The sequence below is a fragment of the Variovorax sp. GW821-FHT09B05 genome (assembly GCF_059418265.1).
In genome coordinates this window covers 148,824-163,743 of the sequence record NZ_JBWKPN010000014.1, presented here as the reverse complement: position 1 = coordinate 163,743, position 14,920 = coordinate 148,824, and the positions used below count along the sequence as shown (strand labels likewise).

14 protein-coding genes are annotated in these 14,920 nt (G+C 70.2%); 8 read left to right on the top strand and 6 right to left on the bottom strand.

Translation table 11 applies throughout. The features are described 5' to 3' along the window. Nucleotides 1–24: 24 nt before the first annotated feature. Genes tldD through AC07RM_RS30615 form a run of 4 tightly spaced genes read right to left on the bottom strand, consistent with a single transcriptional unit; the run spans nt 25 to nt 5,332 of the window. Complete coding sequence (tldD, locus tag AC07RM_RS30630; RefSeq protein WP_093353419.1) at nt 25–1,485, bottom strand: metalloprotease TldD; 1,461 nt, start codon at nt 1,483–1,485, stop codon at nt 25–27. A 59-nt stretch (nt 1,486–1,544) separates the two neighbouring features. Continuing rightward, nucleotides 1,545–2,699 carry a rod shape-determining protein RodA gene (rodA, locus tag AC07RM_RS30625; RefSeq protein ID WP_296780807.1) on the bottom strand — a complete coding sequence of 385 codons (1,155 nt, stop codon included), beginning with the start codon at nt 2,697–2,699 and terminating at the stop codon, nt 1,545–1,547. 32 nt (nt 2,700–2,731) lie between these two features. Next, nucleotides 2,732–4,594 (bottom strand): sensor histidine kinase, encoded by a 1,863-nt coding sequence (locus tag AC07RM_RS30620; RefSeq protein ID WP_296780810.1) that lies wholly within the window; start codon nt 4,592–4,594, stop codon nt 2,732–2,734. A gap of 12 nt (nt 4,595–4,606) precedes the next feature. Further along, nucleotides 4,607–5,332 carry a response regulator gene (locus AC07RM_RS30615; protein WP_495336906.1) on the bottom strand — a complete coding sequence of 242 codons (726 nt, stop codon included), beginning with the start codon at nt 5,330–5,332 and terminating at the stop codon, nt 4,607–4,609. A gap of 329 nt (nt 5,333–5,661) precedes the next feature. On the opposite strand from AC07RM_RS30615, the gene AC07RM_RS30610 reads away from it, so the two are divergent. The 5 genes from AC07RM_RS30610 to AC07RM_RS30590 all read left to right on the top strand — a co-directional run bounded on the left by AC07RM_RS30610 (nt 5,662) and on the right by AC07RM_RS30590 (nt 10,896). Continuing rightward, nucleotides 5,662–6,258 carry a YqiA/YcfP family alpha/beta fold hydrolase gene (locus AC07RM_RS30610; RefSeq protein WP_057591165.1) on the top strand — a complete coding sequence of 199 codons (597 nt, stop codon included), beginning with the start codon at nt 5,662–5,664 and terminating at the stop codon, nt 6,256–6,258. Between the two features lie 68 nt (nt 6,259–6,326). Beyond that, entirely contained in the window at nt 6,327–8,399 is a 2,073-nt protein-coding gene (locus tag AC07RM_RS30605) for a ribonuclease catalytic domain-containing protein (protein ID WP_495336905.1), read from the top strand. Continuing rightward, entirely contained in the window at nt 8,396–9,247 is an 852-nt protein-coding gene (locus tag AC07RM_RS30600) for an energy transducer TonB (RefSeq protein WP_093353410.1), read from the top strand. The genes AC07RM_RS30605 and AC07RM_RS30600 overlap by 4 nt, the downstream gene beginning before the upstream one ends. A 44-nt stretch (nt 9,248–9,291) precedes the next feature. Then, the gene (gene aroE / locus AC07RM_RS30595) at nt 9,292–10,146 is read left to right on the top strand and encodes a shikimate dehydrogenase (protein ID WP_495336904.1); all 855 of its coding nucleotides are present in this window, start codon (nt 9,292–9,294) and stop codon (nt 10,144–10,146) included. 6 nt (nt 10,147–10,152) lie between these two features. Continuing rightward, nucleotides 10,153–10,896, top strand: coding sequence for a transglycosylase domain-containing protein (locus AC07RM_RS30590; protein ID WP_495336903.1), 744 nt, complete (start codon nt 10,153–10,155; stop codon nt 10,894–10,896). Here AC07RM_RS30590 and AC07RM_RS30585 read toward each other — a convergent pair. After that, a complete protein-coding gene (locus tag AC07RM_RS30585; protein ID WP_093353695.1) occupies nt 10,841–11,269 on the bottom strand; it encodes a ribosomal maturation YjgA family protein in 429 nt (142 codons plus the stop codon). The genes AC07RM_RS30590 and AC07RM_RS30585 overlap by 56 nt on opposite strands. Nucleotides 11,270–11,276: 7 nt before the next feature. On the opposite strand from AC07RM_RS30585, the gene AC07RM_RS30580 reads away from it, so the two are divergent. Genes AC07RM_RS30580 through ruvC form a run of 3 tightly spaced genes read left to right on the top strand, consistent with a single transcriptional unit; the run spans nt 11,277 to nt 13,683 of the window. Beyond that, nucleotides 11,277–12,131, top strand: coding sequence for a lysophospholipid acyltransferase family protein (locus AC07RM_RS30580; RefSeq protein ID WP_495336902.1), 855 nt, complete (start codon nt 11,277–11,279; stop codon nt 12,129–12,131). Between the two features lie 6 nt (nt 12,132–12,137). Further along, the gene (locus AC07RM_RS30575) at nt 12,138–13,127 is read left to right on the top strand and encodes a phosphatidate cytidylyltransferase (protein WP_093353400.1); all 990 of its coding nucleotides are present in this window, start codon (nt 12,138–12,140) and stop codon (nt 13,125–13,127) included. A gap of 7 nt (nt 13,128–13,134) precedes the next feature. Beyond that, nucleotides 13,135–13,683 carry a crossover junction endodeoxyribonuclease RuvC gene (ruvC, locus tag AC07RM_RS30570; RefSeq protein ID WP_093353397.1) on the top strand — a complete coding sequence of 183 codons (549 nt, stop codon included), beginning with the start codon at nt 13,135–13,137 and terminating at the stop codon, nt 13,681–13,683. A 13-nt stretch (nt 13,684–13,696) separates the two neighbouring features. On the opposite strand, the gene AC07RM_RS30565 is transcribed toward ruvC, so the two are convergent. Further along, on the bottom strand, nt 13,697–14,857 hold the full coding sequence (locus tag AC07RM_RS30565) for an acyltransferase family protein (protein ID WP_495336901.1): 1,161 nt from the start codon (nt 14,855–14,857) through the stop codon (nt 13,697–13,699). Nucleotides 14,858–14,920 lie beyond the last annotated feature (63 nt).

Genomic DNA, 14,920 nt, shown 5'->3' with positions numbered 1-14,920 from the left:
AACGCTCCGCAAGTGACGAAAGTCTTAAGCCGTTCCGCCTACAGTCAGCCCGTCGATGCGCAAGGTGGGCTGGCCGACGCCCACCGGCACGCTCTGGCCTTCCTTGCCGCAGGTGCCCACGCCCGAGTCGAGCGCCATGTCGTTGCCGATCATCTTCACGCGGGTCAGCGCGTCGGGGCCGTTGCCCACGATGGTCGCGCCCTTGACCGGGTACTGGATCTTGCCGTTCTCGACCCAGTAGGCCTCGCTGGCCGAGAACACGAACTTGCCGCTCGTGATGTCGACCTGCCCGCCGCCGAAGTTGACGGCGTACAGGCCCTTCTTGATGCTCGCCACGATCTCCTCGGGCACCTTGTCGCCGCCCAGCATGTAGGTGTTGGTCATGCGCGGCATCGGCACGTGGGCATAGCTCTCGCGGCGGCCGTTGCCGGTGGGCTTGACCTTCATCAGGCGCGCATTGAGCGCGTCCTGGATGTAGCCCTTGAGGATGCCGTCCTCGATCAGCACGTTGCGCTGGCTGGCGTTGCCCTCGTCGTCGACGTTGAGCGAGCCGCGGCGGTCGGCGATGGTGCCGTCGTCGAGCACGGTCACGCCCTTGGCGGCCACGCGCTCGCCGATGCGGCCCGAGAAGGCGCTCGAGCCCTTGCGGTTGAAGTCGCCCTCGAGGCCGTGGCCGATGGCCTCGTGCAGCAGGATGCCGGGCCAGCCCGGGCCGAGCACCACGGTCATCTCGCCCGCGGGCGCGGGGCGCGACTCGAGGTTGGTCAGTGCCGACTTGACGGCATGGTCGACGTACTCGGCGATCTGCTCGTCGTCGAAATAGGCCAGGCCGAAGCGCCCGCCGCCACCGCCCGAACCCACCTCGCGGCGGCCGTTCTGCTCGGCGATGACCGTGACCGACAGCCGCACCAGCGGCCGCACGTCGGCCGCCAGCGTGCCGTCGGCGCGCGCCACCAGCACCACGTCGTACTCGCTCGCGAGGCCGGCCATGACCTGCGACACGCGCGGGTCGCGCGAACGGGCCAGTTGCTCGACCTTCTCGAGCAGCTTCACCTTGGCGGTGCTGTCGAGCGTGGCGATGGGATCGAGGCCGGCGTAGAGCGAGCGGCTCGAGGCGATCTTGCGCGGCACGGTCTTCACGCGGCCGGTGCGGCCCGCGGAGGAGATCGAGCGCACCGTGCGCGCCGCGTCGAGCAGCGAGGCCTCGGAGATGTCGTCGGAATAGGCGAAGGCCGTCTTCTCGCCGCTGACCGCGCGCACGCCGACGCCCTGGTCGATGCTGAAGCTGCCGGTCTTGACGATGCCTTCCTCGAGGCTCCAGCCCTCGCTGCGGGTGTACTGGAAGTACAGGTCGGCGTCGTCCACGCGGTGCGCGGTGATCTCGGCCAGGGCCTTGCTCAGGTGCGATTCGTCGAGGCCGAACGGCGTGAGCAGCAGTTGTTGCGCCGTGGCGAGGCGCTCGATGGTGGGTTCGCGAGAGATCATAAGAGCCATTCTAGGCAGCCGCCCCATTCCGCGGGGGCGGCGGGATGCTCGGGCCGCGCTCAGTTCTGCGCCAGTTTCCGGGCGCGCGCGATCGACATCAGGATCCCGAGCCCCAGCCCCAGCGTGACCATGGCCGTGCCGCCATAGCTGATGAAGGGCAGCGGCACCCCCACCACCGGCAGGATGCCGCTGACCATGCCCATGTTCACGAAGGCGTAGGTGAAGAAGATCATGGTCACCGCGCCCGCCAGCAGGCGCGAGAACAGCGTGGGGGCATTGAGCGCGATCGCCAGCCCGCGGAAGATCAGCAGGATGAAGGCCGAGATCAGTGCCAGGTTGCCCACCAGGCCGAATTCCTCGGAATAGGCGGCGAAGATGAAGTCGGTGGTGCGCTCGGGAATGAACTCGAGGTGCGTCTGCGTGCCCTGCATGAAGCCCTTGCCGCCGACGCCGCCCGAGCCGATGGCGATCATCCCCTGGATGATGTGGAAGCCCTTGCCCAGCGGGTCCTTGCTCGGGTCGAGCAGCGTGCACACGCGCTGCTTCTGGTAGTCGTGCAGCACGCGCCAGTCGACGCCGTCGGTGCACAGCTGCGATTCGAAGCTCACGATCAGCGTGATCGCCACGGCGCCCAGCAGCACCGGCGGCACGATCAGCTTCCAGGGCAGCCCGGCGAAGAAGATCACCGCCAGGCCGGCCGCCAGCACCAGCAGCGAGGTGCCGAGGTCGGGCTGCTTCATGATCAGGCCGACCGGGACCGCGAGCAGCACGGTCGCCACCACGAAGTCGAGCGGCCGCAGCTGCCCCTCGCGGCGCTGGAACCACCAGGCCAGCATCAGCGGCATGGCGATCTTCAGGATCTCGCTGGGCTGGATCACCATGCCCACGTTGATCCAGCGCGTGGCCCCCTTCTTGGTGATGCCGAACAGCGCCACCGCGATCAGCAGCGCCACCCCCGCCGCATAGAGCGGCACGGCGGCCAGCATGAGCCGCTGCGGCGGCACCTGCGCCACCACGAACATGATGAAGCCGGCCAGCAGCATGTTGCGGCCATGGTCGAAGAAGCGGGTGCCGTGGTCGTAGCCCGAGGAGTACATCGTCAGCAGGCCCGCGAAGGCCAGCAGCAGCACGGCGAAGGCCAGAAAGCCGTCGAAGCCCTGGAAGATGGGCGCGACCCGGCGCGCCAGGGAGGGCTGATTGAACACGGCGGACATGGGCGCGGATTATCCGCGCCCGCTGCGTCCGCTCAATCGAAGACCAGTTGAACGACCGTGCGGCCCGGTCGGCTTTCGAGCGCCAGCCGTGCCCCGATGGCCCCCGCGCGCTCGGCCAGCGAGCGCGGCGGCTGGCTGGCATCGAAGCCGCGCCCGTCGTCGATCACGCGCAGCGCCACCGCCGTGCCCTCCATGCACGCCTCCAGCCGCAGCACCCGCGCCCGGGCATGCTGCAGCACGTTCGAGATCGCCTCGAACAGCAGGAACTGCAGCTGCCGCATGCCGTGCGCGTCGAGGTGCGCCACCGGCGTCACCTCGTCCACGGCCCAGTCGAGCACGATCTCGGCCGTGGCCAGCCGCGGCTCGAGCCGATAGCGGAACGCCGCCAGCAGCGCGCCGACGTCGCCCGGCGGCAGGTGGATCGAGTCGATCGACAGCTTGAGCTGGTCCATCGAGTCGCGCAGCGTGCGCAGCAGCTCCTCCGAACTGGTCTGGCCCGACTGCAGCTGGCGGATGGCCGAGCTGATGTGCGAGCCCACGCCGTCGTGCATGTCGCGCAGGATGCGCTCGCGCTCGTGGGTGCGCGCCTGGTCGCGCGCCGCCCGCTCGAGCTCGGCATAGGTCGAGGCCAGCTCGCGCTCGCGCTGCGCCACCCGCTCGGCCAGGGTGCGGACCGCGCCGCGCGCCGCCACGCTGGCCGCGCGGAAGCGCCGCAGCACGATCAACAGCAGCGCGATGCCGAAGAACACCGACGAATAGCGCACCCAGGTGGTTTCGCCGTAGGCGTCGCTCAGGCGGATCACCAGCCAGTCGCGCACGCCGAAGGCCAGCGTGAGCAGGGCAGCGGCGGCCACCAGCAGCCGCTCGGCGCTGGGCCGCCGCGCCGTGGACCCGACGAAGGCGCCGACGAAGACCGCGATCACCACGATCTCGATCGCGAGCCAGCCGGTGAGCCAGATCGGCTCCTCGCGCTGCAGCGCGAGCGTGGTCGAGACCACGGTGCCCAGCACCACGGCCAGCAGCGGCCAGCGCAGCCAGCGCGTGTGCGCCGTGCGGCCCCAGTCGGCCAGGTGGTAGCAGAACATCATGGCCGAGGCCGCCCAGCCGGCGTAGCAGGCCGCCATCAGCACGCCCCAGGGCACCCAGGGCAGCGGCGGCTCGGCGATCACGCCGTCGGCCACCCGGATCGCCCAGCAGAACTCGGCCAGCGCCGCCCACAGGTAGATGCCGTCGCGGCGCGGCTGCCCGGCCGTGGTCGCGTCGACCTGCGTGACCCACAGCGCCAGCGCGATGGCGCCGACGATCAGGCTGAAGGCGGTCAGCAGCACCGAGGCGGTGAAGCGCCAGGCGTAGGCCGGCTCGAACAGCCCGTTGCGCACCGGGTCGGCCGGGCCGATGAACACGGGCGACAGCCCGGCACGGCGCGCGCTGTCGGCGCGGATGCGGATCTGCAGCTGGTTGCGGCCCGCCTTCAGCAGCTCGCTGGGCACCGGCACGTAGATCGGCGCCTTGGCGTAGTCGGCGCCGTTGCCCTGCGAGAGGTCACCGTAGACCTGCAGCAGCGCGTCGTTGAGCTCCACCTCGAACACGTTGCCGGTGCGCGGGATGAAGATGCCCCAGGGCATGCTCGGCGCGGCCGCCAGCTCGAAGGGCAGGTCGAAGCTCGCGAAGCCGGAGCGGCCGCGGTGCTGCCGGTCCCAGTGGTAGGACAACTCGACCGGCTCGCTGCGCCGCACGCCGTCGACCTCGGTGGTTACCGTGCCGCGGCGCAACTCGATCGGCGCGTCGGCGGCATGCGCCCATCCGGCCCACCCGCTCCAGAGGGCCAGGACGAGCAGCAGCAGCCACGGCGCGATCGGCATCGCGGGCAGCCGCCCGCGCAGGGTCCGGAGCACGGATGTCCCGTCTCAGCCAGAGCGCGACAGCAGCCCCAGTCGCGTGGCTTCGAACACGGCTTCGCTCTTGGAATGCACCGCGAGCTTGCCGTAGAGGTTCTTGATGTGGGTCTGCACCGTGTGCACGCTCAGGCCCTTGAGGCGCGCGATCTCGGCGTACGAGAAGCCGCGCGCGATCAGCGTCAGCACCTCGTGCTCGCGCGCCGACAGCAGCGCGCGCTCGCCCGCATCGGGCGCCGCCGCCGGTTCGGCCGTGCCCGGCACGCTGGCCGACTGCAGGCTGCGGTACTTGGCGAGCACGCGGCGCGCGATCATGGGCGAGATCGGCGAGGCGCCGGCCTTCATCTCGACGATGGTCTGGGCGATGTCCTCGGGCGCGGCGTCCTTGTGGATGTAGCCGACGGCGCCGGCCTCGATGCTCGCGAGCACGTTCTCCTCGTCGCCGAACACCGACACCACCAGCGGCTCGCAGCCCGGAAAGCGCGCGACCGCGTCGCGGATCACGTCGAGGCCGGTGCCGTCGGGCATGCCGAGGTCGACCAGCAGCACGTCGGGAATGGTGGCGGTGCGCGCGAGCCAGCCCAGCGCCTCGTTCACCGTGCCGGCGCTGCCGAGCCAGAACAGCTGCGGGCTGCGCTGCACGCTGGTCTCGAAGAAGGCGCGCGCGCGGCTGTCGTCCTCGACCACGAGCACGCCCCAGCGGCGGGACGTAGCGTCATGGGGGTCCTCGTTAGTCATGGGGCCGAAGCATAAGCCTGCGCACGCGGTCGCAGGTCCGCGAAGCCTCACCCTTTCATGGGATGTGCATCGCGCGCTTCGCCCACACACTCGAACCGTCTTCGAATCTGGTCGACCCCGAGGCGCACGGCATGCGAACACGCGATGAATACTTTCGCGTTGTGCCCCGGCCGCGCCACGCAGGCATCGAGGACCTCCTCCCGTTCCGGGAAGCCCGCATCGCGGGGTTTTTGTCGCCTCGACGCCATCTGATGGGCACGGACCTCATGCAAAATTACCTGGACTTCGCAAGCAGCGCGCCATCGACGCGCTTTCCGTCGCCCCCCCGCATGGAACCACAAACCACCCATCTGCTGTACCTGCACGGCTTCCGTTCCTCGCCCCGTTCCACCAAGGCGCGCGCGGTGGCGGACCGGGTAGCGCAGCGGCATCCGAACCTGCACTGGTGGTGCCCGCAATTGCCGCCCTCGCCCAAGGATGCGATCGACATGGTGATGAAGGGCATCGCCGACTGGCCGCGCAAGTCGATGGCGGTGGTGGGCTCCTCGCTCGGCGGCTTCTACGCCACCTACGTCGCGGGCATGACGCGCTGCCGCGCCGTGCTGCTGAACCCGGCCGTCCATCCGGCGCGCGACCTCACGCTCTACATCGGCGACCAGAGCGCCTGGCACGACCCGGCCGAGCATTTCTATTTCCGCCCCGAGTACATCCACGAGCTGCGCGCCATGGAGGTCGGCTCGCTGACCCGCCCCGAGCGCGTGTTCGCGGTCATCGCCAAGGGCGACGAGGTGCTCGACTGGCACGAGATGTCGGCGCGCTACGCCGACAGCCGCGTCAAGCTGATCGAGGGCGGCGATCATGCCTTGTCCGATTTCAAGAAGAGCCACCTGGACGACGTGATGGCCTTCATCAACCCCGTTCCATAACGCGCCGATCGGGGGCCTGCGGCTCCCGCGCCACAGGCCCGCCCCGCCTGCATGGGAGAATCCGGCCCATGTTTGTATTGTTTGAAGAAGCCGGCAAATACCTCGGCGGGCGCGTGCTGTCGGAGGCGGAAGCCTCGGCGCAGGTCGAGCTCGAGACCGGCAAGCGCGTCAAGGTCAAGGGCGCCAACATCGTGCTGCGGTTCGAGAAGCCCTCGCCCGCCGAATTGATCGCCGAGGCGCGCGCGCTCGCGGCCGCCATGGACCTCGACCTGGCCTGGGAATTCGCCGCCGAGGGCGAATTCGGCTTCGCCGACCTGGCGGCCGACTATTTCAGCGACAAGCCTTCGCTGGCGCAGCAGGCCGCGGCGCTGTTCGCGCTGTTCGAGGCGCCGCACTACTTCCGCCGCGCGGGCAAGGGGCGCTTCAAGAAGGCGCCGGCCGAGATCGTGCAGCAGGCGCTGGCCGCGATCGAGAAGAAGAAGGCGATCCAGGCGCAGATCGTGGAATGGGCCGGCCAGCTCGCCGAGGGCGTGTGCCCCGCGCCGGTGCGCGAGCAGCTCTACCGCATCCTGTTCAAGCCCGACAAGAACGCGCCCGAATACAAGGCGGTGGTGGAAGCCTCGCGCGCCTCGCAGCGCGCGCCGCTCGAACTGCTCGAACGCGCCGGCGCGATCGACTCGCCCTACCAGTTCCACTGGCGCCGCTTCCTGTTCGAGAACTTCCCCAAGGGCACGGGCTTCCCCGCGCTCACGGCGCCCGCCATCGCCGACGAACTGCCGCTGGCCGATGGTGTCGAGGCCTTCTCCATCGACGACTCGCAGACCACCGAGATCGACGACGCGCTCTCGGTGCAGGGCCTGGGCAGCGGCACGGTCACGGTCGGCATCCACATCGCCGCGCCGGGCCTCGCGCTCGCGCCCGGCAGCGCCATCGACCAGGTGGCGCGCGCGCGCATGTCCACGGTCTACATGCCGGGCTACAAGATCACGATGCTGCCCGACGCGGTGGTCGACACCTACACGCTGCTCGAGGGCGCCGATCGCCCGGCCGTGTCGCTCTATGCGCGCTTCGACGAAGCCACGCTCGAACTGCAGTCGACCGAGACGAAGCTCGAGCGCGTGCCGATCGCCGCCAACCTGCGCCATGACCAGCTCGACAGCGTGGTGACGCAGCCCTGGCTCGAGGACAGCTCGGTCACGCACGAGGACACGCCGGCCGCCGCCGCGCGCTTCCGTCCCCAGCTCTCGTTCCTGCACCGCCTCGCGCGCCAGCTGAAGGCGCAGCGCGAGGTCGTGCGCGGCAAGCCCGAGAACTTCAACCGGCCCGACTACAACTTCCGCCTCGTCGGCAACGACGGCGCCGAACCCACGGGCGCCGAGCAGGTGCAGATCACGACGCGCCAGCGCGGCGCGCCGCTCGACCTGATCGTGTCCGAGGCCATGATCCTGGCCAACAGCAGCTGGGGCGGCTGGCTCGGCGAGCTCGGCGTGCCCGGGCTCTACCGCAGCCAGGCCAGCCTCGCGCCCGGCATCAAGGTGCGCATGGGCACGCGCGCGCTGCCGCATGCGGGCCTGGGCGTGAAGAGCTATGCCTGGAGCACCTCGCCGCTGCGCCGCTACACCGACCTGGTGAACCAGTGGCAGATCATCGCGGCCGCGCGCCACGGCAAGACCGCCGCGCTGGCCGCGCCGTTCAAGCCCAAGGACGCCGACCTGTTCTCGATCCTCTCGGGCTTCGACGCGGCCTATGCGGCCTACAACGGCTACCAGGGCGGCATGGAACGCTTCTGGACCCTCAAGTACCTCGAGCAGCAGGGCATCACCGAGCTCGAGGCCACCGTCATCAAGGACCTGCCCAACGGCGCGCTGGTGCGGGCCGACGCGCTGCCGCTGGTGTTCCCGGTGGCCGGCCAGCAGGAACGCGGCGCGCGCCTGCGCGTGAAGCTCGGCGAGATCGACGAGATCGCGCTCGACGTCAGCGGCACCGTGCTCGAGCGCCTCGATGCCCCCGCGGCCGGCGCGGTGGACGACGCCGAGGACGAGGAAGAGGTGGTCGCCGGCCCGATCGCGATCGCGGTCGACCTGGCCGATGGCGATGCCGCCCCCGACGCGGGAGCGGCCGTGGAGAACGCGCCCGCATGAACCTCAAGGATCTGAGCACCCTGCAGATTGCGCTGGGTGTGTCCGTCATCGCGCATGCCGCGCTGCTGGCGGTGCGTTTCGTCGACCCCGAGGCCTTCAACCGCGCGTTCACCGAGACGCCGCTCGAAGTGATCCTCGTCAACTCGAAGACCAACGAAGCGCCGGATCCCCAGGCCCGTGTGATGGCCCAGACCTCGCTCGCCGGCGGCGGCGACCTCGAGCGCGGCCGCGCCACCAGCCCGCTGCCGCCCTCCTCCTTCAGCGCGGTCGGCGATTCCGCCGAGGAGGCGCAGCGCCAGGTCGACCTGATGCAGCAGCAGCAGATGCAGCTGCTGACCCAGCTCAAGCGCGATCTCGCGGCCATGCCGCCGCCCGATCCGCGCGTGAGCGGCGACCCCAAGGAAGCCACCGCGCGCGAGGAGAAGCGTCGCCAGATGGTCGAGCTGCTGGCCGAGATCGAGCGCCGCGTGAACGAGGAGAACGCGCGCCCCAAGAAGCGCTACCTGAGCCCGTCGACGCGCGAGGCCGCCTATGCGCTGTACGTCGATTCGCTGCGCCGGCGCATCGAGGTGCGTGGCACCGAGAACTTCCCGACCGCGGCCGGCAAGAAGCTCTACGGCGAACTCAAGATGACGATCACCATCAACCACGACGGCAGCCTGCTCGACACCGTGATCGACGAGAGCTCGGGCAACACCACGCTCGACCGCCGCGCCCAGGCCATCGTGCGCAGCATCGGCAGCTTCGGCAAGTTCACCGACGCGATGCGCCGCCAGACCGACCAGATCGTGATCCAGTCGCGCTTCCGCTTCACGCGCGACGAGACCATCGAGCTGTCGTCGCAGTAGCCGCGACGGCCCGCCGAAGAAAAAGAAGCCAGGAGACCCGCGCCATGGATCTGTACTGCGTGATGGGCAACCCGGTCGAGCACAGCCGCTCGCCGTGGATCCATGCCCGCTTCGCCGAGCTCTGCCACCAGCCGATCGCCTACGAGCGCCGGCTGGTCGCGCTCGGCGCCTTCGCCGAGGGCATCGCCGCCTTCCGGCGCGAGGCCGCCGAACGTGGCGACCACGCGGGCGGCTGCAACGTCACCGTGCCCTTCAAGTTCGACGCCGCCAGCATCGCGCAGCACACCAGCGAGCGCGCCACGCTGGCGGGCGCGGTCAACACCTTGCGCTTCGCGGCCGATGGCGACATCCATGCCGACAACACCGACGGCATCGGCCTGGTCAACGACATCGAGCGCAATGCGCGCGTGCCGCTGGCCGGCAAGTCGCTGCTGCTGATCGGCGCCGGCGGCGCGGCGGCCGGCGTGCTCGGGCCGCTGCTCGACGCGGGCGCGGCGCGCGTGGTGGTGGCCAACCGCACGGTCGACAAGGCGGTGTCGCTGGTGCGCCGGCATGCGGCGCTCGCGCTGGCCCACGGCGCCTCGCTCGAGGCCTGGGCGCTCGACGCGGTGCCGGGCGACTTCGACCTCGTGGTCAATGCGACCGCCTCCAGCCTCGCGGGCGACGCGGTGCCGGTCGGCGCGCAGGTGCTGCGCCCGGGCGCGCTGGCGGTCGACATGATGTATGGCCCCGCGGCCGCGGGCTTCCTGCAATGGGCGCAGGCCCACGGCGCCGTGGCGCGCGACGGCCTCGGCATGCTGGTCGAGCAGGCCGCCGAATCCTTCGAGATCTGGCGCGGCGTGCGACCGCCTTCGGCCCAGGTGCTCGACGAACTGCGCGCGCGGCTCGCCGCCGCCTGAAGCACCATGAAGGCCGCGCTGCGCTGGATCGCCTGCCTGCTGCTGGCCGGGCTCGCGCTCGAGCTGTTCTTCGTCGTGCGCATCGCGGCCATGGCGGCGATCGATCCGCAGAGCACCGCCTTCCAGCGCTCCGAGGCCTGGCAGATCGCCATCCACAAGGGCAGCGAGGGCGCCTGGCGCCAGGAGTGGGTGCCCTATGCGCAGATCAACGACAGCCTCAAGCGCGCGGTGATCGCGAGCGAGGACGCCAGCTTCATCGACCACGACGGCGTGGAATGGGAAGCCATCGAGCGCGCGCGCCAGCGCAATGCGCGCGCCGAGGAACTGGCCGCCAAGCGCATGGCACGTGCCGCGGCGCGCGGCAAGACGGCGCAGGCGGCACCGTTGCGCGGCGGCTCCACCATCACGCAGCAGCTCGCGAAGAACCTGCTGCTGTCGGGCGAACGCACCATGCTGCGCAAGGGCCAGGAGCTGGTGCTCGCCGTGCTGCTCGAGACGCTGCTCGACAAGCGACGCATCCTCGAGATCTACCTCAACAGCGTCGAGTGGGGCGAAGGCGTGTTCGGCGCCGAGGCGGCCGCGCAGTACTACTTCAAGAAGCCGGCCGCGCGCCTGAGTTCGTACGAGGCGGCGCGCCTCGCGGTGATGCTGCCGAGCCCGAAGTTCTACGAGCGCCGGCCCAATTCGCCCTACCTCAACGGACGGGCATCGACGATCGTGGCGCGGATGCCTTCGGCCGACCTGCCCTGAACAGGGCCTCGCCCGCCAGCACCGCCGCGAAGCCGATCGCATAGGCCAGCACGTCCCACCAGTCGGCCGTGCTGCCGAGCACGATGCGCAGCGCGCGATTGGGAATGTGCAGCTGCCACGCGGCCGCCAGGTACTGGCCCAGTTCCACCAGCAGCCCCACGCCGAAGGCCGCGAGCGCCAGCGGCAGCACGCGCGCCTCGATGAAGGCCTTGAACACCAGGTAGACCCAGACCACGGCCAGCACGTCGCCGAGGAAGCTGCGCACCCAGCCCCAGCGCGCGCCCACGGTCGCGAGCAGTGCCAGCAGCACGAACAGGGCCGCGGCCCCGGCCAGGGAAAGAGGAGCAAGACGCCATCGCATGCCCCGTATCATCGCCTCCATGTTGGCGAAGCTCGTGGGATGGTTGCTGTTGGGCGTGGTGCGATTGCTCACCGGTGCCCAGGCGCGCTGGTACGGCTGCCCGCCGAAGGCCGAGCAGCGCATCTATTTCGCCAACCACCAGAGCCATGCCGACCTGGTGATGATCTGGGCCGCGCTGCCCGAGGAGCTGCGCAGCATCACGCGGCCGATCGCGGCGCGCGACTACTGGGCCAACACGCCGGTCAAGCGCTGGATCACGACCGAGGTGTTCAACGCGGTGTACGTGGAGCGGCAGGCGGCCGCCGGTTCGCCGCCCGCACCCGTCGTGCCGGTCGCGGCCGGGACGCCCGTGCAGCCTGTCGAAGCACCCGCCGCCGCCGAACGCATCGAGCCTTCGATGGAGCCGCTGCTGCCGCGCTCCGCGCCCGTCGACACGGCCCCGGTCCGCACGGAGATCCAGGGCGAACTCGACCTGCCCGCGCAACCGGTCTCCGCCCCCGAAGCGCCCGCCGCGCCACCTGCGCCGCCCGTGCCCCCGGCAGCCCGCGAGGCCGACCCGCTCGCCCCGCTGATCGACGCGCTGCGCAGCGGCGACTCGATCATCATCTTCCCCGAGGGCACGCGCGGCCACACCGGCGAACCGCAGAAGTTCAAGTCGGGCCTCTATGCGCTCGCCACCCAGTTCCCCGAGGTGGTGTTGGTGCCGGCCTGGATCGACAACGTGCAGCGCGTGATGCCAAAGGGCGAGATCGTGCCGGTGCCGATCCTCTGCTCCGTCACCTTCGGCGCGCCGATCCGCGTCGAGGCCGGCGAGGAGCGGCGTCCTTTCCTCGACCGCGCGCGTGCCGCAGTGATCGCCTTGCGCGACGTTTGAAGAAGAATGAACCAGTTCCTGCGCAGCCTCAGCCCCACGCAGCAGGTCGCGGCGCTGTTCCTGATCGTCTTCGGCGTGCTCGTGATCGTGAGCACCGCCGCCTTTTTCCTGAGCTTCAGGGAGCGGCGCAACCCGGTGCACGACGCCGCCTGGCAGGCCGAGCTCGCGCATTTCCGCAAGCTGCTGGGCACCACCTGGTTCATGGCCGTGATCTTCTGGATCGGCTGGGCGCTCGGCGAGACCGTGGCCACGGTGCTGTTCGCGCTGATCGCCTTCTTCGCGCTGCGCGAGTTCATCACCCTCTCGCCCACGCGGCGCGGCGACCACCGCAGCCTGATCCTCGCCTTCTTCGTCGTGCTGCCGGTGCAGTTCTGGCTCGTGGCCACCGCGCGCTTCGACCTGTTCACCGTGTTCATCCCGGTCTACGTGTTCCTCGCGATCCCGGTGGCCAGCGCGCTGGCCGACGACCCGAGCCACTTCCTCGAGCGCAACGCCAAGCTGCAGTGGGGGATCATGGTCTGCGTCTACGGCATGAGCCACGTGCCCGCGCTGCTGCTGCTGAGCTTTCCGGGCTACGAGGGCAAGAGCGCCTTCCTGGTGTTCTTCCTGGTCTTCGTGGTCCAGACCTCGGTGCTGGTGCAGCACCTGATCTCGCGCCGCAGCCAGCGCGCGCCCTTCGCGCCCAACGTGAGCCGCAGCTTCAACTGGACCAGCTGGGGCATCGGCATCGCGGTGGCCAGCCTGGTGGGCGCGCTGTTCTCCTTCATCACGCCCTTCAAGTTCGGCCAGGCGCTCGCGGTCTCGGTCATCGCCTGCATCGCCGGCTCGATGGGCCACCTCGTGATGAAGGCGCTCAAGCGCGACCGCGGCATTCCCAACTGGGGCCAGAAGGGCGTGGGCGTCACGGGTGCCAACGGCCTGCTCGACCGCGTCGATGCGCTGTGCTTCGCGGCGCCGATCTTCTTCCATTCCGTGCGCTGGTACTTCGGGGCCTAGAGAACATATGCGCATCCTGGGCATCGACCCCGGCCTCAACACCACCGGCTTCGGCATCGTCGATGTCGACGGCCATGCGCTGCGCTACGTGGCCAGCGGCACCATCAGCACGCGCAGCGTCACCAGCGGCAGCCTGCCGCAGCGCCTCAAGGTGCTGTTCGACGGCATCGCCGAGATCACCGAGCGCTACCGGCCCGACGCCTCGGCGGTCGAGATCGTGTTCGTCAACGTCAATCCGCAGTCCACGCTGCTGCTGGGCCAGGCGCGCGGCGCCTGCGTGACCGCGCTGGTCACCAGCGACCTGCCGGTGGCCGAGTACACCGCGCTGCAGATGAAGAAGGCGGTGGCGGGCCATGGCCAGGCGGCCAAGGCGCAGGTGCAGGAGATGGTGAAGCGCCTGCTCGACCTGCCGGGCCTGCCGGGCAGCGACGCGGCCGACGCGCTGGGCATCGCGATCACGCATGCGCAGGTCGGACGTTCGCTGGCGCGGCTGGCGGAGGCCGCCACGCTGACGACCTCGACGACCGGACGCTACCGCCAGGGCCGCTCGCGCTGAGGCGCCGGCGCGCTCAGGAAGCGATAACCCGCATGCCGCGGCGGTTGCGATGGCCGCGTTCGCCGCGCGCATGCTGCCGCGGACGCCGGGCCAGCAGCGGCACCTCCACCAGCCGGTACGACAGCTCGGCCAGCACGGCGGTGGCCAGGCAGGCCAGCAGCACGCCCTCGCGCGGCTGCAGCACGCCGTCGAGCATCAGCCGGCGCGCGAACTCCATCACCGACAGGTGGACGACGTACATGCCGTACGAACGCTGGCTGGCCCAGCGCACCGGCACCTCCATGCCCCGGCCCGGCTGCCGCATCCGCACGACGGCCGGAAAGCACAGCGCGAAGCCGGTCGAGGTCAGGCTGAAGAAGCCCGCGCGCCACGACGCGCTCTGGTAGGAGGCCGGCTCGAGGCTGCTCAGCACCGAGGCGCCGACCAGCGCGAGGCCCAGCGCCAGCATCGGCTGCGCGAGCGCATCGCAGGCCCGGCGTCGGCTGCGCATCAACCAGGCCATGCCCACGCCATAGGCGATCGCGTCGAGGCGCAGCAGCACGACCTTGCGAATCCGCGCGTCCCAGTCGGCGGCGACCGCGTCGTCGGCGATCCAGCGCGCCAGCAGGGGCAGCACGATGAAGAGCGCGCAGCTGATCCCGAGGGCCCGCGAGGCGCGCATGACGCCGGCCAGCGCGATCAGCAGGCTGGCGAACAGCAGGTAGAACCACTCCTCGACCATCAGCGACCACGAGACGTCGAACCAGGCGCTGGTCATGGGCCAGGCCAGGTTCTGCGTGAAGCTCAGGAAGAACCAGGGCCATCGCGTGGCACCGGCCCAGGTCCCGCACAGCAGCAGCACGCCGAGCCACAGGTAGTACAGCGGGATCGTGCGCATCCAGCGCCGCACCAGAAAGGTCCACAGGGCCCGCGGGCCGGCGCCCTGCTCGAGGATGTCCAGCAGCAGGCCGCCGATGAGGAAGCCGCTGAGCACGAAGAAGAGTTCGACGCCCAGAGTGCCCAGGACACCGGCCAGCGCCGAGCGGCCGCCCCAGAACACCAGTTGCAGATGGCTGATAAGCACGCCGCCGATGGCCAGTGCCCGCAAGAGGTCCAGTCCGAAGATCCGCCCCGCCACCCCTTCTTCCTGCGGCTTGGCCACGCCGCAGACGCCACCCTGTTGCGATGGAGTCATCCGTCCCCTCCCCGATCAAATTTTCGGGGCGGATATTACAAAAGGAATTCTTAATGAAATCTC